Origin of the sequence: Acinetobacter sp. YT-02 (assembly GCF_002412355.1) — a bacterium.
In the GTDB taxonomy this organism is placed as follows: domain Bacteria; phylum Pseudomonadota; class Gammaproteobacteria; order Pseudomonadales; family Moraxellaceae; genus Acinetobacter; species Acinetobacter towneri.
Window position 1 is genome coordinate 1 of record NZ_NOZT01000014.1, and the last position, 18,569, is coordinate 18,569.

At 41.9% G+C, this 18,569-nt stretch carries 17 protein-coding genes; 11 read left to right on the forward strand and 6 right to left on the reverse strand.

Annotated features, from left to right (window positions below):
- Positions 1 to 115 precede the first annotated feature (115 nt).
- The 4 genes from CF596_RS05700 to ppk1 all read left to right on the forward strand — a co-directional run bounded on the left by CF596_RS05700 (position 116) and on the right by ppk1 (position 4,805).
- Positions 116 to 1,084 carry an IS30 family transposase gene (locus CF596_RS05700; RefSeq protein ID WP_032495426.1) on the forward strand — a complete coding sequence of 323 codons (969 nt, stop codon included), beginning with the start codon at positions 116 to 118 and terminating at the stop codon, positions 1,082 to 1,084.
- 351 nt (positions 1,085 to 1,435) lie between these two features.
- Entirely contained in the window at positions 1,436 to 1,837 is a 402-nt protein-coding gene (locus tag CF596_RS05705) for a hypothetical protein (protein ID WP_096901492.1), read from the forward strand.
- Between the two features lie 47 nt (positions 1,838 to 1,884).
- On the forward strand, positions 1,885 to 2,511 hold the full coding sequence (gene pncA, locus CF596_RS05710) for a bifunctional nicotinamidase/pyrazinamidase (RefSeq protein WP_096901493.1): 627 nt from the start codon (positions 1,885 to 1,887) through the stop codon (positions 2,509 to 2,511).
- 230 nt (positions 2,512 to 2,741) lie between these two features.
- Positions 2,742 to 4,805, forward strand: a complete 2,064-nt coding sequence (ppk1, locus tag CF596_RS05715) for a polyphosphate kinase 1 (protein WP_096901494.1) — start codon at positions 2,742 to 2,744, stop codon at positions 4,803 to 4,805.
- Between the two features lie 105 nt (positions 4,806 to 4,910).
- Here ppk1 and CF596_RS05720 read toward each other — a convergent pair whose 3' ends face one another.
- A complete protein-coding gene (locus tag CF596_RS05720) occupies positions 4,911 to 6,170 on the reverse strand; it encodes a hypothetical protein (protein ID WP_096901495.1) in 1,260 nt (419 codons plus the stop codon).
- A 78-nt stretch (positions 6,171 to 6,248) separates the two neighbouring features.
- Here CF596_RS05720 and serB point away from each other — a divergent pair, with 78 nt between their 5' ends.
- The 3 genes from serB to CF596_RS05735 all read left to right on the forward strand — a co-directional run bounded on the left by serB (position 6,249) and on the right by CF596_RS05735 (position 8,895).
- Positions 6,249 to 7,469: a phosphoserine phosphatase SerB gene (serB, locus tag CF596_RS05725; RefSeq protein WP_004974136.1), complete on the forward strand. Its 1,221-nt coding sequence runs from the start codon at positions 6,249 to 6,251 to the stop codon at positions 7,467 to 7,469.
- Between the two features lie 401 nt (positions 7,470 to 7,870).
- Positions 7,871 to 8,206 (forward strand): ciprofloxacin tolerance protein AciT, encoded by a 336-nt coding sequence (aciT, locus tag CF596_RS05730; protein ID WP_004974137.1) that lies wholly within the window; start codon positions 7,871 to 7,873, stop codon positions 8,204 to 8,206.
- 209 nt (positions 8,207 to 8,415) lie between these two features.
- Positions 8,416 to 8,895, forward strand: coding sequence for a hypothetical protein (locus CF596_RS05735; protein ID WP_004974140.1), 480 nt, complete (start codon positions 8,416 to 8,418; stop codon positions 8,893 to 8,895).
- Positions 8,896 to 8,957: 62 nt separating this feature from the next.
- On the opposite strand, the gene dtd is transcribed toward CF596_RS05735, so the two are convergent.
- Positions 8,958 to 9,398, reverse strand: coding sequence for a D-aminoacyl-tRNA deacylase (dtd, locus tag CF596_RS05740; RefSeq protein WP_004974142.1), 441 nt, complete (start codon positions 9,396 to 9,398; stop codon positions 8,958 to 8,960).
- Between the two features lie 234 nt (positions 9,399 to 9,632).
- On the opposite strand from dtd, the gene pncB reads away from it, so the two are divergent.
- From pncB to asd, 3 genes are all read left to right on the forward strand, one after another.
- On the forward strand, positions 9,633 to 10,838 hold the full coding sequence (pncB, locus tag CF596_RS05745) for a nicotinate phosphoribosyltransferase (RefSeq protein ID WP_096901496.1): 1,206 nt from the start codon (positions 9,633 to 9,635) through the stop codon (positions 10,836 to 10,838).
- Positions 10,839 to 11,001: 163 nt separating this feature from the next.
- Entirely contained in the window at positions 11,002 to 11,844 is an 843-nt protein-coding gene (locus CF596_RS05750) for a rhodanese-like domain-containing protein (protein ID WP_096901497.1), read from the forward strand.
- A complete protein-coding gene (gene asd, locus CF596_RS05755) occupies positions 11,841 to 12,701 on the forward strand; it encodes an archaetidylserine decarboxylase (RefSeq protein WP_096901498.1) in 861 nt (286 codons plus the stop codon). Before CF596_RS05750 ends, asd begins: the two co-directional genes overlap by 4 nt.
- 96 nt (positions 12,702 to 12,797) lie before the next feature.
- On the opposite strand, the gene phoR is transcribed toward asd, so the two are convergent.
- The 3 genes from phoR to CF596_RS05770 all read right to left on the reverse strand — a co-directional run bounded on the left by phoR (position 12,798) and on the right by CF596_RS05770 (position 16,082).
- The gene (phoR, locus tag CF596_RS05760) at positions 12,798 to 14,156 is read right to left on the reverse strand and encodes a phosphate regulon sensor histidine kinase PhoR (RefSeq protein WP_096901499.1); all 1,359 of its coding nucleotides are present in this window, start codon (positions 14,154 to 14,156) and stop codon (positions 12,798 to 12,800) included.
- Between the two features lie 9 nt (positions 14,157 to 14,165).
- Positions 14,166 to 14,876 (reverse strand): phosphate regulon transcriptional regulator PhoB, encoded by a 711-nt coding sequence (gene phoB / locus CF596_RS05765; protein ID WP_004974162.1) that lies wholly within the window; start codon positions 14,874 to 14,876, stop codon positions 14,166 to 14,168.
- Positions 14,877 to 15,362: 486 nt separating this feature from the next.
- Positions 15,363 to 16,082: a TetR/AcrR family transcriptional regulator gene (locus tag CF596_RS05770; RefSeq protein ID WP_004974164.1), complete on the reverse strand. Its 720-nt coding sequence runs from the start codon at positions 16,080 to 16,082 to the stop codon at positions 15,363 to 15,365.
- Positions 16,083 to 16,295: 213 nt separating this feature from the next.
- On the opposite strand from CF596_RS05770, the gene CF596_RS05775 reads away from it, so the two are divergent.
- Positions 16,296 to 17,135, forward strand: coding sequence for an SDR family NAD(P)-dependent oxidoreductase (locus tag CF596_RS05775; protein ID WP_096901500.1), 840 nt, complete (start codon positions 16,296 to 16,298; stop codon positions 17,133 to 17,135).
- A gap of 26 nt (positions 17,136 to 17,161) precedes the next feature.
- On the opposite strand, the gene CF596_RS05780 is transcribed toward CF596_RS05775, so the two are convergent.
- Positions 17,162 to 18,529 carry an MATE family efflux transporter gene (locus CF596_RS05780; protein WP_096901501.1) on the reverse strand — a complete coding sequence of 456 codons (1,368 nt, stop codon included), beginning with the start codon at positions 18,527 to 18,529 and terminating at the stop codon, positions 17,162 to 17,164.
- Between the last annotated feature and the right edge of the window lie 40 nt (positions 18,530 to 18,569).

An 18,569-nucleotide genomic window follows, 5' to 3' on the forward strand; every position in this document is an offset into this window, starting at 1 on the left:
ATTTTGGCAATTTTAAGAAAGCAGAATCCTGATAGGATAAGGGTTCTGTGAAATTTGTCGTGTACAGAGAAAATTGTCATACCATCATCTTAACTTTGAAGATCGTACTGCATTAATGCTTGAGTCAAGAAAAGAAGGCTTTTCAGCCAGAAAATTTGCTGAACTCATTAAAAGACATCCTAGTACGATCTATCGTGAGCTTAAAAGAAATAGCATCAATGACGTTTATCAAGCTCGATATGCTTCTGATAACACCTTCGCTAGACGTAGACGTGGTCACAGAAAACTCAAAATCGATTCAATCCTCTGGAAATTTATTGTTGAAGCGATCCGTTGTTTATGGTCTCCTCAGCAAATAGCAAAACGTTTAAAGACATTTCCTGATTTGGATCAAACAATGAATGTAAGCCATACAACGATTTATTCAACGATACGAGCATTACCAAAGGGTGAGTTGAAAAAAGACTTATTATCCTGTCTGCGTCATGAAAATAAAAAGCGAAAAGCTAACGGTGAACCTAAAAAAGATTCTATATTACAGGATATTAAAACTATTCATGAGCGCCCAGCCGAAGTTCAAGAAAGAAAAATACCGGGTCATTGGGAAGCTGATTTAATTAAAGGTAAAGACAATAAAAGTTCGATAGCAACACTTATTGAACGAAATACACGGCTCTGTATCTTGGCAACATTACCTGATGCAAAGGCAGAATCAGTGCGCAAGGCTTTAACTGAAGCTCTGAAATATTTACCTGCAGAACTGCGTAAAACGTTGACCTATGACCGTGGACGTGAGATGTCAGAACATAAAATACTCGAAGAAGATTTAGGCATAGATGTATATTTCTGTGACCCACATTCACCCTGGCAAAAAGGCACATGCGAAAATATGAATGGTTTAATTAGGCAATATTTACCTAAAGGGATTGATTTAAATCAGGCAGATCAGCATTATTTAAATCAAGTTGCCATGTCACTGAATACTCGTCCTAGAAAAGCGTTAGATTGGCTTACACCATTAGAGAAATTTGCTCAGCTTGTTGATTATCATAAGACTTTTCAAACTGTCGCACCTCATGTTTGAATTCGCCGTAGTGTTTTTTAAAAAAATGATAGAAACGCAGCTGAATTATTTTTTTCGCTATATTTTGCTGCGCAATTTATTTGGGTGGTTTATTGCCATTTATTGTGATTCCCTTGATGATGTGGGTTATTGCTACGTCGTATTCAAACTGTTTAAAAGATGAGAACAGTTGAAAGACCAAATAGCCTGCATCTGCAGGCTATTTTTTTGTATGTTGATCGCTGATTTTTTAGCAAAAATACTTGAATAAAGTATGACAAGTACTGTCGCAAAGCTGCTTAATTTATTGGGTGGCAATGACGCAAGCAGGGTATAATAAGACCTAAAAAACAGTAAAGATAAGAGCATTATTTGAAGCAGAAAAAATTAATTTCAGAATTTCATTTGAATCAACAACAATTTTCGCTGTATCTGATTGAATATGAATTTGTTTTAGAATTGAAACGCCGTTTTCGTGCAGCAAGAACTTCTCCAAAACAAAACGCATGGTTGGCATTTGCCGATCAAGCCACTTATGAAGATGTCAACGCAGATATTGATGCTTTTCAGGTGATGCATTTAACCCGACAGCATTTGGTCACTTATTTAACTCGGCATCCTCTGCCTTACTTTTATTTTCATGCCACGACTGCACGCAAAGCCAAAATCTATCCACGTTTTGTAAGGCATTTATTGTTACAGCTACCAAGCTATCAACATTGTGCCGAAAATGGTTCTTTTTATTTTTATCAAAGTGATACAACTCAGACTTAAATTTCAGCTATGCTGAGAGCAGCATTTAGGATGGGAAAGGAAACAGCATGCAGCAGCTGAATAGTGCCTTAATTGTGGTCGATGTGCAAAATGGTTTTTGTCCAGGAGGTAATTTGGCGGTTGCTGATGCTGATCAAATTATTCCCTGCATTAATGCGCTGGGGCGTGTGTTTCAGAACATTGTGATCACCCAAGACTGGCATCCTGCAACGCATGTGTCCTTTGCTGCCAATCATGCAGGCAAACAGGACTATGAGCAAATTCAACTCGGTTATGGCGAGCAAGTGTTGTGGCCTGTACATTGTGTACAGGGCACACTCGATGCCGAATTACACCCAGACCTAGATTTGCCTAAAGCACAATTGATTATTCGCAAAGGTTTCCATGAGCAAATAGACAGTTATTCTGCCTTTATGGAAGCAGACCGCAAAACCACCACAGGTTTGGCGGCCTATTTAAAAGCCCGTGAAATTGATACAGTTTATATTGTGGGCATAGCTACCGATTTTTGTGTGGCTTGGACAGCGATAGATGCCTGTGAGTTGGGTTTTAGTACCTACGTGATTGAAGATGCCACCAAAGCGATTGATTTAAATGGCTCTTTAGAACAAGCATGGCAACAAATGCTGGCACATGGTGTGCAGCGGATTCAAAGTGCAGATATTTTAAATTAATGTCAGATACATGGTTTAAGATAAAAGAAGTCACTAAAAGTGCTGTTTTGCTATAAAAATGTATTGAATGTAAGATAAAATATACAAAATCAAATTTTTAGATTGACCTTATCCTAACGAAATATTCTGCAACTGGTTGTGGGTGTAACATGATTGTCATAATCTCTACCTACCATGCCTTGCACAGAGGCGAAATAAGCAGACTGTCTTAAAAACAGCATAGAGAAGATATGGAACACTTTCAGCATTCATCTGATACTTATTTTAATCGTGAACTCTCTTTAATTGAGTTTAACCGTCGGGTCTTGGCGCAAGCTTTAGACCCAGAGTTACCTATTTTAGAGCGACTCAATTTTTTAATTATTTTTTCACGTAATTTAGATGAGTTTTTTGAAATTCGCGTTGCAGGTTTAATGAAGCAACTCGATTTGAATGCCATTACCCGTACCCCAGATGCCATTCCGACTGAACAGGTCTTGGTAGAACTGTCTGATAAAGTGCATCAGGCGGTGAAGCAGCAATACGACACTTTAAATTATGCCATTTTGCCGCAGCTGCAAAGTTTAGGGATTCACTTTATTCAATACCATGACATTGTGGATAAACATAAAGCGTGGATTGCCGATTATTTTGCCCGTCAGGTACAGCCTGTTTTAACGCCAATTAGCCTAGACCCATCGCATCCATTTCCGCGTTTGGTCAATAAAAGTCTGAACTTTATTGTCAGTTTACAAGGCAAAGATGCTTTTGGACGTGAAATTGAAATGGCGATTGTGCCTGCGCCACGCTCTTTGCCACGTTTAATCAATTTGCCAAAAGAAGTGGCAGGTAGTGTGACTGAACATATTTTCTTGACTGCGATTATTCAGCAGCATATCAATGATCTGTTCCCAGGCATGAAAGCCACAGGTTGCTATGCGTTTCGAGTGACCCGCAATGCCGACCTGATTTTGGCCGAAGATGTCGATGATTTGGCAGTTGCCTTAAAAGATGAATTATCGTCACGTCGTTTTGGGCGTGCGGTACGTTTAGAAATTGAAGATGATTGCCCGCAAGATATTATTGATTATTTGCTCAGAGAGTTTGATTTAGATGAGCAGCAATTATATCGGATTAGCGGGCCGATTAACCTGTCGCGTCTGACCAGTAGTTTTGACCGACCTGAATTGAAATATCCACCTTTTGCACCTGTGATTCCAAAAATATTTCGGAAGCAAAAACCGATGTTTGAGATTCTGAAAAAGCAGGATGTGTTGCTACATCACCCATTTGACTCTTTTCAGCCAGTGATTAATTTACTCAAAGAAGCGGCGAAAGACCCAAATGTGTTGGCGATTAAGCAAACGCTGTATCGTAGTGGCCCAGATTCTGAAATTGTGCAGGTACTTGCAGAAGCCGCACGTAATGGCAAAGAAGTCACTGCCGTGATCGAGCTACGCGCACGTTTTGATGAAGAATCCAACATTATGGTCGCCAACGTCTTGCAAGAGGCAGGCGCAGTGGTGGTGTATGGCATTGTCGGCTATAAAACCCATGCCAAAATGATTTTGATTGTGCGTCGTGAGCAAGATCAGTTGGTGCGCTATGTGCATTTGGGTACAGGCAACTATCATGCGGGCAATGCACGTATGTACACCGACTATGGTTTGATGACCACACATCCTGATATTTGTGAAGATGTGCATCGGGTGTTTCAGGAACTCACAGGCATGGGCAGATCGGCAAAATTAAAAAACTTGCTGCATGCACCATTTACCTTGCACAGTGAATTGCTCAAACTGATTGAACAAGAAATCGGGTTTGCACAAGCAGGCAAAGCTGCCCGAATTATCATTAAAGTCAATGCATTGACTGAGCCTGAGTTAATTACGGCTTTGTACCGTGCTTCGCAGGCAGGGGTACAGGTCGATTTAATTATCCGCTCGATTTGTTGTTTGATTCCAAAAGTGAAAGGTATGTCTGAGCGTATTCATGTCCGTTCGATTGTGGGACGCTTTTTGGAGCATACCCGCGTGTATTATTTTGAGCATGGTGGTGCAAAAAAATTGTACTGCGCCAGCGCAGACTGGATGGGGCGCAACTTATTTTCACGGGTGGAAACTTGCTTCCCTATTTTGGATGAGAAAATTAAACAGCGTATTGTAGAAGATGGCTTGCTGAGTTATTTGCATGACAATCAAAATGCGTGGGAGCTACAAGCCAATGGCGAATGGCAGAAAGCTGCTGTGGTGGGGCAGGCTGCTGTACACAATGCGCAAATGTATTTGGTCGAGCAGAAGCAGTTGAATGTGTAAATTGGGCTGCAGTAAATGGATGTGATCTAGCATCTGTGAGTATAAAAACCTGAGTATGTGTGCATACTCAGGTTTTTATGCTTTTAAGGCATCTCATGGATTATTTTAAGAAGCTCTTGAATGTTTGCCTTTTAGAATTTCAGTTCGCAGGCTTTGCGCCAACTCAGCCGATTGGCTGTCCATGCCATTAACCATAAAGGCATGGCGCATCAGCACATTGGTCGGATTTGGCATACTCACCAATTCATAATGCGTAGACAGTTCATCTAGTAATTCATTCGGTAAATGCACTGCATTTTCACGAGCAGATAATTGATGCACCAAACGCTCTGCTGCCTGCACTGCAGATAACTGCATGGCTTCGACTGCGGTTGATAAACCACTGCGAGTTTGCAACACAAAACGCTTTTCTTCACGATAACGCTTATACAGCACTTCAGACAATAACTGGAACACCGTGCCAATCATGGCCATACAGGCTGCTGCATTTGGTGTATTGGCTGCAATACTGAGTGTTGCGCCATCTTCATGGAATGGTTGTACTGTTTGAATGTCGGAACGGTTTAACTTGTAGTGTTGTACGCACAGTTCAATGCTTTTGTTCAGGAAAATCTGACATAAGCTAAAATAAGGCACAGACACACTTTGCGTGACCGTGTCTAATAATTGTTTCGGGTCATAAAACTGAATATTCAGCGCAATGTTGTTTTGCTCTTGGCTTTGCTCAATGGCTTTGTTTGCTTTCGGCGACATCACAGGTTTAGGCTGTTGCTGTGCCTGCGCAAGTGCCAAAGCCGTTTGATGTTTTTCTTGTTCAAGGGCTTGCGTCAATAATTGTAATTCGTGTTTAAGGCGAGATTCATTATTAATGCGTGCTAAATATTCACTACGACTTGGACGGGCAATCGCGCGATAAGCCAACCATAACAAGCCATGAACCAATAATGATAAAAGTGTCGCTAACCATTGGGTACGCAGAATTTCACCAATACTTGGCTGAATTAAGGTAATTTCAATGCTGCCGACTTTCTTTTCATTGATGATTGCATCGCGGACAAAGACTTCACCTTCACGGGTACGTGACTGTCCACCTGTCGCCAAGACCTGATTTTGCGCATCTAAAATACGAATAGAAGCAATGCTTGGATTGGTGGCATAACGATTCACCAATAATGCCAGTGATACTGTATTAGGAGGTTCCAGCTCAGAAAGGCTGTCTGTGACCAGTTGGCTGGTCATTAACTGCCCCTGATTGGCGCGGTTTTCATTTAATTGGTGTGTTGTTGCAAGCACCAATAAAAAGGTGTGAAAAGCAAAACTTACAATCAATAGGCTAGCAAATAGCCCTTGTCTAGGCGCATTCAAGGTAAAACTTCCAAGGCATTTATATTCAATTTAGATTATGATTCTCACAATAGTTGTAGCTCAGACCCGAGTCAATTCATGCGAGAAATCATTCTTATATCATTTTTAGGACCTGACCAACCTAATCAGTTTACTCGATTAATGCAGGTATTGTCCGCTCATTCCTTACAAATCTTAGATGTTGGCCAAGCTGTTATTCATAATCAACTGACTTTAGGTATTGTTGTTGCATCAGAAGACCAGACTGCAACTGCTTTAGCCATGAAGGAGATTCTGATTTTAGCACATGATATTGGCTTAACTGTGCGTTTTAAACCAATCTCTGCAACTGAATATGAGCAATGGGTCAAAGAAGGCGGTCGTACCCGTTATATCGTGACTGCACTGGCACCAGAGCTGAATGCCTCACATTTACAGGCGGTCACGCATATTGTATCTAGCCAAGGTTTTAACATTGAAACTGTAACCCGTTTGTCGGGTCGCCCACAGCTTAATGTAGCCGAAGATGAACCTAAACGTGCTTGCATTCAGTTTGGATTAAGTGGACAAATGCTAGATGCAGTTGCCATGCGTGCTGCGTGTTTAAGCCTGTCGAATGAACTGAGTGTGGATGTCGCGGTACAAGAAGACAATGCCTACCGTCGTAACCGCCGTTTGGTGTGTTTTGACATGGACTCAACGCTCATTGAACAAGAAGTGATTGATGAGTTGGCGATTGAGGCAGGTGTGGGCGATCAGGTGGCGGACATTACCGAACGTGCCATGCAGGGTGAACTGGATTTTCAGCAAAGTTTCCGCGCGCGCGTAGCATTGCTCAAAGGTTTAGATGCTGCTGTGTTGCCTAAAATTGCCGAACGTCTGACCGTGACCGAAGGTGCTGAACGCCTGATTTCAACCCTGAAATCTTTGGGTTATCGCACCGCTATTTTGTCGGGCGGTTTCCAATATTTCGCAGAATATCTGCAGGAAAAATTGGGGATTGATGAAGTGCATGCCAACATTCTAGATGTGGAAAATGGCATGGTTACAGGCGAAGTAAAAGGTCACATTGTGGATGGTGCGCGTAAGGCATTATTGCTACGTGAACTGGCAGACAAAATGGGGATTTCTTTGGAACAAGCCATTGCGGTGGGTGATGGTGCGAACGACTTACCAATGCTTTCTATTGCAGGTTTAGGTGTGGCGTTCCGTGCTAAACCGTTGGTACGTCAAAACGCCAATCAAGCCATTTCAAGCGTGGGCTTAGATGGTGTGCTGTACTTATTGGGCGTGCATGACAAAGACTTGAACCGTGCCTAATATGACAATTCAATGAAAAAAACGCAGCAGTCATGCTGCGTTTTTTGTTTGTATAATCAGCAGATAACGATGAACGGTAAACAAAAACTGTCGATAAAAACCGCAACAGCATTGAATGAAAAAAATATTTTTTAAGGCAAAAAAATAAGGTGTTTTTTTGTAATGACACGCGAATAAAGAGCTAGCTTAGCTTCCCGAAAACTACAAAATTTAAAAAATGTAATGACAATATAATATTGCGACAAGGTGTGTCGCTTTATAAAAATACAAGTCTTTTTTTATCTAGAAAACGCAGCATAATGCAGACATAGAATTTAAATCGACATCCATTATTTATTTAAACGGTATTTGAAGTCGCAGACCAATTCAAAAAGAGGCTGCATCTTTAGACGGAGGTTTTTATGCTAACAGCGAATTTAGCGACCATTGTAGGCTTAAGCCTCGTCGCAGCTGCGTTGATTGCTGTTTTCTTTTCGCCTTATCGTCGCTGGTTAAACTTTATGTTGGCAGGTATGGTGTTTTGGGGTTTATTGGAAGTGGTGCGCTACAGTGTGCAAAGCGTATTTGAACTGCCAATTACCTACAGTTACTTGTCGGCAATTTTCTTGGCGATGACTTTGGTGACTTTATTATTATTACGAGAAGACCGTCGGGCAGAGCGTGCTTTGGCAAAACGTCGCTATATCGAACATACCCCAGTCTATGAAGACGATCAGCAGCAGTGCTCAAGCCGCTAAATCGTACAGACTAAATTCAAAAACTTTAAAAAGATGCAACTGGTTTGCATCTTTTTTGCTTTATCTGTACGGCAGTTTGCGCCATCCAAACAGCGACAAAATTTTAACACCCTCCTAAAGATTGTTATACAAAGCCTTGCAGCAAAAAGCGGGAGTTGTGATAGGATGAGTCTGTTCATTATCCAACAATTACAATAGGCTTCACTGTCATGAAACTTTCTGCAATTCCTGTGGTCAAACTTCCTTTGGTTGATGTCAGCACCGATCCACTTGACCTTCTCGTGGCAGGTTTGGCATTGCGTATGAAACAACTGGCACGTACCAGTCCAAAATTTATTGAGTTGGTGCATGAACGTCAGTTCCGTATTCAAATTGGCACAGACTTGGGTATGGCGCGTCAAATTATTGTCAACAATGGACATATTGACACTGTGGCAGGCGATGCAGAAAAAGCCGATTTTATTTTGCAGTTTGCAGACAGCGAGCAAGGCGTAAAAACCTTAATGAAAGGTGATCCAACTGCATTTATGACAGGCATGCAAAATGGCAGCATTAAAATGGAAGGTGATTTTGGCTTATTGGTGTGGTTTAACCAAGCAGCGAAATTGATTCCACCTAAACTACCAAAACCTGTAAAAGAAAAAATTAAAATGGCACGCCAGTTTATTAAACAAAAAACGGGTAAATAAGCTGCTCAGACCCAAACAAAAACCTCTGATCAATTTTTGACAGAGGTTTTTTTATATGTGATTTACTCGACTTCCAAACAAAAAGTCACAGGCCCGTCATTTACCAAATGCACTTTCATATCGGCAGAGAAAATACCTGTTTCCACCCTGTCAAACTGACTTTTGGCATAGTCCACCAATTGTTCATACAGCGCTTTGGCATCGTTTGGGGGCATCGCAGGGCCAAAATCAGGACGTAAACCTTTTTGAGTCTGTGCCATGAGGGTAAATTGTGAAACCAATAACACACTGCCATTGGCCTGACTGACATTCCAACCCATTTTGCCTTGTTCATCATCAAAAAAACGATATTTTAAAATTTTATCAATCAGCTTTTTGCCTTTCTCAAAATTATCGTCTTTGCCTAAGCCCAAAAATACCAAAATACCCTGTTGAATCTCGCCAGTGATTTCACCATCGACCACGACTTTGGCTTCAAGAACTCGTTGTAATAATGCGCGCATGGGGGACTAATTTTCTCAGTGTGGGGGATGGCTGCAGATTGTAGCAAACTCAGGCACTTTGGCGTGCATTAACATCAATCACGAAAGCATCAGAACGGTAGCTGCCCGCAGAGAGGTAAAATATCTTGGGAAGGCTACACTTCAGCAAAGTTGTAACAAGATTGTCGATAAAAGCCCTTTTTTGCTGAATAAAGTATGCTTTAATGCAAGAAGTACCGCGAAATGATGATCCCTATGACCCCCATTATTCAATCTCTGCTCGATACTGATTTATATAAATTCACCATGTTACAGGTGGTGCTGCATAAATTTCCGCAAACGCACAGTGTGTATCAATTCCGCTGCCGTAATCTTGAAGATACCGCGTATCCACTGAGCGATATTTTAGCTGAGTTGAATGCGCAGCTTGATCATTTGTGTCAGTTGAAATTTAAAGAAGATGAATTGCAGTATTTGCGTAATTTACGCTTTATTAAAAGTGACTTTGTCGATTATTTAGAATTATTTCAGCTCAAGCGTCGTTTTATTCACGCCAGTATTGATGCGCAAGGTCGTTTGGATATTCGGGTAGAAGGCCCGATGGTACAGGCCATGATGTTCGAGATTTTTGTGCTGGCCATTGTGAATGAACTGTATTTTCAGCGAATTCGTACAGATGAGGTCTGGGCAGAAGGTGAGCGCCGTTTACAGCAAAAAATTGCCCTGATTCAAAGTTACCAACAGCAGCAACTGCCTGAAGATCCACCATTTTTGGTTTCAGATTTTGGTACGCGCCGCCGTTATAGTTTTGCATGGCAAAAGCACGTGATTGCGGCTTTTCATCAAGCTGTACCTGAAGTGTTTCGTGGTACTAGTAATGTACTGTTGGCTAAAGAATTAGGCATTACCCCAATTGGGACAATGGCACATGAGTTTTTACAGGCATTTCAGGCGCTAGATGTACGTTTACGTGACTTCCAAAAAGCCGCACTAGAAACTTGGGTGCAAGAATATCGGGGTGATTTAGGCATTGCCTTGACTGATGTGGTCGGGATGGATGCTTTCCTGCGTGACTTTGATTTGTATTTTGCCAAGTTATTTGATGGCTTGCGACATGACAGTGGCGACCCGTATGTGTGGGGCGATAAAGCTTATGCACATTATAAAAAGCTAAAAATTGACAGTAAAACTAAAATGCTGACCTTCAGTGATGGCTTAAATGTCGAAAAAGCATGGGCCTTGCATCAGTATTTTAAAGACCGTTTTCAGGTTAGTTTTGGGATTGGTACCAACTTAACCAATGATATGGGGCAAACTGCGCTAAATATTGTGTTGAAATTGGTGGAATGTAATGGTCAGTCGGTGGCGAAATTGTCCGATAGTCCGGGTAAAACCATGACCGATAATGACACCTTCTTGGCATATTTACGCCAAGTTTTTGAAATACAAACGCCTGTTTAAAACCTGAGCACATTGAAAAAACCGAAGAAAATCTTCGGTTTTTTTCTAGATTAAAGCATGTGATTGTTAAAATTCTGCGAAAGTTATGAAAAAAACAGCATGCTATCAAAAATGACCTATACTAAGTTAAAGTTGATTGCCAAACAGACTGAACCGCATAAAAATGAGCACTTCTCCATTCAATTTTGGACTGCTGATTGAAGCAGAAGATTTAGTTCCCTTTTTAGGGCATGAAAAATTGCGCATTGTCGATTTGAGCCGCAATTCGGTGTACGAGCAATTGCATCTTCCGCATGCTTTACAGGTCAAACCGAGCATGTTGCTACGTCAGGATGAAGATACATCGGGTTTATTGCCTGAACCCGAGGCTTTACAAGACTTGATTCAGTATTTGAGTATTTCTCCTGAGCATCATGTGGTCGCCTATGACGATGAAGGTGGCGCATGGGCAGGGCGTCTGATTTGGAATTTACACTGTTTAGGCTTTGAAAATACCAGTTTACTAAATGGTGGGATTCACGCATGGTTGGCAGCAGGTTTTCCAACTACTTCTGAGGTTGAACCGCTAACACCCGTCAGCATGCTTGTTCCTGTTGCCGAGAAAAATCAGTATAGAATTCAATATGATGAGCTATTAGAAAAGTGCCAAAACCAGTCGGTGCAACTTTGGGATTGCCGCACCATAGATGAATATACAGGGCTGCGTTTGGCTGCACGACGCGGCGGTCACATTCCTGGGGCATTGCATTTTGAATGGAGTACTGCCCTTAATCGTGAAAATCATTTAAAATTGCATCCCTTAGAACGCACACGACAGCGTCTGGAACAACTCGGATTCAATTTAAACGAACCTGTAGTGGTGTATTGTCAGTCACATCACCGTTCAGGTTTGGCCTACATTTTAGGGCGTTTATTGGGTTGGAAAATTCAGGCCTATGATGGTGCGTGGAGTGAATGGGGCAACCGCCCTGACAGTCCTGTTATTACTGGAGAGTTGCCGTCTTGAGCCTCACATCACGTTTAAAAAAACAAATTTTCATTCAGGCACAACGCGTTGTGCCACAACATCAATTATCACGTGTTGTGGGTAAACTTGCAGCCAGTGAGCATCCTGTGCTCAAAAATGCGGTGATCACTGCATTCAAGGCGCAATACGGCATTGATATGTCTTTGGCAGAACAAAGCAATGCCTTGAAATATAAATCTTTTAATGAATTTTTTACCCGTTCTTTAAAGCAGGGTGTGCGGGAAATTGACAGCAATCCGAACAGCATTGTATCGCCTGCAGATGGGGCGATTTCACAGTTGGGTAAAATTGAAGATGGGGCAATTTTTCAGGCCAAAGGTCAGCAATTTACTGTTGAAAACTTAATTGCCGACCCGCAATTGGCTGAACCATTTAAAAATGGTCAATTTGCAACCGTGTATTTATCTCCGCGCGATTATCACCGTGTACACATGCCTTTTGCAGGCACACTCACCGAAACTTTATATGTGCCAGGTGAGTTGTTTTCTGTCAATCAAACCACAGCCGAAAATATTCCGGGTTTATTTGCCCGCAATGAGCGCATGGTGTGTTTGTTTGATACCGAATTGGGTCGTATGGCGGTTGTTTTGGTGGGTGCCATGATTGTGGCGGGCATTGAAACCGTGGCGACAGGCAAAGTGAAACCATCAGGGCGTTTGGAGCTGAATCAGCACCAATTATTCCTTGAAAAAGGTGCAGAATTAGGACGTTTTTATTTGGGTTCAACCGCGATTGTTTTGTTTGAAGAAAATAAAATGCAGTGGGATGCTGAATTCAAAGCCAATTCTGTAGTGGAAATGGGGAAAGCCCTGGGACATATCGTTTCTGCTGAATAAAATATGTGAATAAAGAAATAAAAAACGCCAAAGTAATTTGGCGTTTTTTTGTTTTTTAAATCTGTAATTTATTGTCTATTTTAGCTCAACCAGCGCTTAAGTTTCGTAATACAAACGCTCTTTTGGGAACACGACTTTAAATATAGAGCCTTGATTTTCTTTAGATTCGACTTCTAAGTGTGCATTATGCTGCATCAAAACGTGCTTCACAATTGCTAAACCTAAACCAGTACCGCCTGTTTGTCGGCTACGTGCGCTGTCTACACGATAAAAGCGTTCGGTTAAGCGTGGTAAGTGTTTCGGATCAATCCCGATGCCTGTATCTTCCACAGTAAAATAACCTTGATTGCCATCATCATGCCAGCCAATGGTAATCGTCCCAGCTTTCGGGGTATATTTAATCGCATTGGTGATCAGGTTGCTAAAGGCACTGGCCAATTCTACATCTGAACCAATCAGATCATAATGACTGTCAATATTTAAGTTGAGCGTATGTCCATAATCGACGTTATAGGCATGTGCATCGTCAAATAATTGATTCATTAAACTTGGCATTTCAATAATTTGATTTTTGGCGATGGTTTTTTCATTTTCCAGACGCGACAGCAGCAGCAGGTCATTTACCAAAGCGTTCATGCGTCGGGTTTGTGACTGCATTTGCTCAAAAGCACGTTTCCAACGCGGGTTAATATCTTCCTGATCGGTAAAGGTTTCGATATAACCACTCAGCACCGTTAGCGGAGTGCGTAATTCGTGTGAAATATTATCGACAAAGTCTTTACGCATTTGTTCTAGGTTATGCATACGTGTCATGTCGTAAGCAAATAACAAACGGCTATCGCCACCAAACTGAGTCATTTTGACGTGCACATATTGCCCTTCATGCACGCTAGATTTCATTTTTAAACCGTCAGGTGCTTGATCAATATGATTAAAATATTCAATAAAACTAGGTTGGCGCAAAATAGTGAGGATGTTGCGTCCACGGTCTAAAGGCTGAATACCCAATAGCTTTTCAGCAGCAGGGTTCCACCATTCAATTTGATGATTTTCATCAATCAGCATCACGGCTTCATCCAACGCCACCAATGAAGACTGGGCGCGATCAATCAACCCGACCATTTCGGCCTGAACGATACGTTCCTGACGTTGTGAGCGATAAACATTGAACAGTAATGCACCCCAAATACCATGCAGATTTGGCGGCACATCATAAGGACGATTGGAAATCCAATCATTAACTAAATAGAGGGAGCGCATTTGCTGAAGAAAAAACAGCAAAAAGGCGAGGCTAATACAAATCCAAAAATACCCAATCCCAAAACCAATCAAGCTTGCAATAATTAGGAAAAAGGTCAATAAACGAAAATCTTGTTTGGCAAAAGTCCATAAACTGCTGTAACGAACTTGTTTGAGGTCACGGGCGAGTTCAGGGACTGGGTAAGATTCGTACATAAAATAATTTTAGCCTAAAGCAACATCCGCACGTGTCGAGAAGCGATAGCCTGTACCACGTACCGTTTGTACAAAACGGTCTACGCCATACGGTTCTAAAACTTTACGTAAACGACGAATATGCACATCAATAGTTCGGTCTTCAATATATACATTGCCGCCCCAGACTTGGTCAAGCAATTGCGCTCGGGTGTAAGCGCGCTCTGGGTGCGTCATAAAGAACGCCAATAGACGATATTCGGTTGGGCCCATTTCTAAAATATTGTCACCAAAACTGACACGCTGGCTGACTGGGTCCAAAATTAAACCGTTGGCATCAATAGTTTTTTCACCGCTTAAGGCATTGGCACGACGTAAGACCGCTTTAATACGTGACACCAGTTCACGGGTCGAGAACGGCTTAGTCATGTAGTCGTCCGCGCCAGCATCTAAACCTTGAACTTTGTGATCTTCTTCGCCACGTGCAGTGAGCATAATCACAGGAATTTCAGCAAGGTTGTCATCGCGTTTTAGGCGACGGCACAAGTCTACACCGCTGACACCGCCTGGCATCATCCAATCAAGCAAGATAAGCGCTGGACGTTGATCGACAATCATCTGATGAGCTTGTTTTGCATCTTCTGCTTGTAAGCACTGAAAGCCTGCCATATCTAAAGAGGTATGGATCATCTCCCGAATTGGAAGTTCGTCATCGACGATTAAAATGTAGTCATCTTTCACAACGCAATATCCTATAGATGTTAACGGTGGACCGTTTTATTTATGACAGGCTTATTACAAAGATTAATTATGACAGTATCATTGCAGAAAGGGTTGAATGGGCTATTTTTGCAATAATTTGTGACAAAATAGTGTCGATTTGATGAAAAAACTGAACAGATTCAGTCAAAGTAAATAGGGTCTGCTGACACTTCGTCTATGTTTGCGACGTGAGAGATATATCTCGCAAGATTTTTTAGCTGATATAAGGCATGAGGCAGGAAATTTAGTTATTCTAAGTGACTGACTCATAACGCAATAGCGGCAAAAAAATATGCTCGTTCCGAAGGACTGTAGCTAAAACTTTCTCAGATTGCGTTATGAAACTTGGCAATAGACCCACTATTCCCTGCCTGATCTGCTCAGTTTTAGCCTACAGCGCAAGCCATTTATGAAATGTCAGCAGACCCCTCTGAATTTGAAAAATATTATGAATATTTTTCGATTTTATGACAATGTCGAAGAATCTTTCACAAAAGCTTGCTCTTTTTCCGAAAAGGTCTGTAATAACGATAAAAATACAATACGGCAAGAAGACAAGACATCTTCCATGGATTGTTTGAAATCGCTCATCACCCAGCGAATCGCAATTTGGGTGACATAACCATTTAAGCCTGTCGCTACCAGTGAAATTTCTCGGTTGGGGCGGTCTAAATGCGGCATCATCAGCATGACAAAGGCCTGAATCATGCGGTCAAAACGCGACATAGTTTCGTGAATGGTGGCTTGGTTATGTAGTTCTTGCACCAGCATGGCATCAATATAAATAATACGTGCCATTTGCGGGTTATTTTTTAGCGTGGTCAGTAAAGCAGTCAGTCCTGCATCAATCATTTTTTTAGGATCAGCCGAGGCTTGCATAATGGCTTGCATGACATTTTGCTGTAATTCATCAATCAATTTTAAAAAAATGGTCTGAAACAGTTCTTCGCTTTTTTTAAAGGATTCGTAGAAATAGCGCTCGGTTAGTTTGGCTTCGGTACAAATATCTTTTACGGTCACGGCAAAAAAACCATGCGTGCCATAGGCTTGAATACCTGCCTCAATCAGTTTTTCACGACGCGCCTGTTTGCGCTCAGTTAAAGACAAGCCTTTAAACTGACGTTCTTTTTGTTGTTTCTGGGTGGTTTTTTCTGTTTCTGCAGTCACGGGCAGTTGTTCTGTCATGTTCAGTTAAGCCAAATAAGAACCGTAATTAGGCTTTATACTAGCAATAATTATCTGTTAAACCTATGTTTTCAGATTCATTTGCGATATTCGTACTGGCTTATATTGACAATACTTATTGTCAAAATTATATTTAAACCACAGCGCATCGCACAGCCCTACAAAACAACAAGCAGGTCTGAACTGTGCACGCCACATACTCAAGGAAATCACATGAAAAATTTTAAAAATAAAGTTGCCGCAATTACAGGCGCAGGCTCGGGTATTGGGCAGCAATTGGCTGTTCTATTGGCGAAGCAAGGCTGTCATTTATCGCTCAGTGATGTGAATGAACAAGGTTTGGCGCAAACAGTGGATTTGCTCAAAGACAGTAATGTGCGCGTGACCATTAAAAAGGTGGATGTTTCTAAATTAGAACAAATGCGCGAATGGGCAGCTGAAACTGTGCGAGACCACGGCTCGGTCAATATGATTTTTAATAATGCAGGCGTGGCGTTGGGTTCTACCGTAGAAGGTGCAAGTTACGAAGAGTTGGAGTGGATTGTTGGTATTAATTTCTGGGGTGTGGTCTATGGCACCAAAGAATTTTTGCCTTTAATCAAACAAACGGGAGATGGTCATATCATTAACATTTCCAGTTTATTTGGTTTAACTGCACAGCCAACGCAGTCGGCTTATAACGCAACCAAATTTGCGGTGCGCGGTTTTACCGAGTCTTTGCGTCAGGAATTGGATTTGGAAAATTGTGGTGTGAGTGCGTTGAGCGTGCATCCAGGCGGGATTCGTACCAATATTGCCAACAATGCTAAAATGAACGACAGCATGCGCACTTTGGGCATGAATCCTGAAAAATCGGCACGTGCTTTTAATAAATTATTGCGTTGCCCGCCTGAAGAAGCGGCGCGCCAAATTTTAGAAGCGGTACAAAAAGACAAGCGCCGTTTATTGATTGGTAATGATGCCAAAACTTTGGATTTAATCCAGCGTATTGTTCCAACGGGTTATCAGAAAGTTACCGCATGGGCGACTAAGTTGGGCAAGAAACGCGGTTAATCTAACTTACAAATATAACAGACCATTCAGACCAAAACCTGAATGGTTTTTTTCTTCCAGACAAATTGATAATACGCACCTTGACCGATGCACAGACTCACAAATGCCAAGGCATAGGCATACCAAATTCCTTGCAAACCCCACCACTGACTGAAGAAATAAGCACACGGTACTTCAATTAAAACAATCGCTAAAATATTGATGATCATTGGAACATTGACCGTGCCACTGGCGCGCATAATGGAGGCAAAAATTGCACTGGCACCAAAAAATAAAATGGCCCATAACACAATAAATAAGAGCTGCTGACCCAGTACCACCACCGCAGGATCGGTAATAAACAACGCCATCAGATATTTAGAAAATAAATAACCCAAGGTGACTAAAATACCTGTAATCAGCAAATTCATGCCTAAGGCTGTACGGGTCACTTTAGCCAGTAATTCGGCTTTGCCTGCACCAATGGCTTGTGCAGCAAAAATTGAAGCGGCAATTGCAATAGATAGCGCAGGAAATTGAATATAGTTCAACACCTGATTAACTGCGCCATAGGCGGCAGTGGCCTCAGCACCATGCCGATTGACCAAACCGACAATCACCAAACCTGCCATAGAGGTAGTGACCATTTGTAAGCCTGTGGGAATCCCTAAGCGTAAAATCACCTTGCTTAAATTGGGTTGATGCCGAATTTGACGTAGTAGATGCACATCCATTTTTAAGGGATGATTCTTTTTATTCAGGTAAATCACCAAAAAAATTAAAACAGCCAGATAGCCCAGAATGGTGGCAATTGCAGGGGCAATAATGCCCAAGCGAGGAAAGCCAAAATAACCTGCAATCAGGATGGGGGTAATCACCAATCCCATTAAACTAGTCAAACTCAGGGCAATGAGTGGCGTAAGGCTATCGCCCACTCCACGTAAAATAGAGGTATAAATAATATAAACAAACAGCAGTGGGCTGCCTGCCAACATCCATTGCACATACGGCAGGGATAGATGCATCACTTTAGGGTCTGTGCCTAATAATATTAAAATTTGTTCGGCAAAAATCACCCCCAAACAGGCAATGAAACTGCCGCCAATTAGGGTCATAAATAAAGTCGAACCGACAATACAACGCACTTTTTCGACATTTTGTGCGCCCCACGCTTGCCCGACCAACACGGTCGATCCTGCCGAAAGCCCAATCACAAAGGCCATCAGGCAAAAAATAATGGGAAAAAATACCGACACCGCAGCAATGGCTTCCACACCGAGCATTTGCCCGACAAAAATCGTGTTAATGGTGCCCGAAAGATTTTGCAAAATATTGGTGGCAATCAGTGGCAATAGAAACACCAAAAAGGTTTTCCAAAGCTGAGGGTGATCGACCAGTGCCTGAGGTCTTGCCATGCCAAATCCTGCGCTTCACTATGCGGTTGTTTGAAATTTC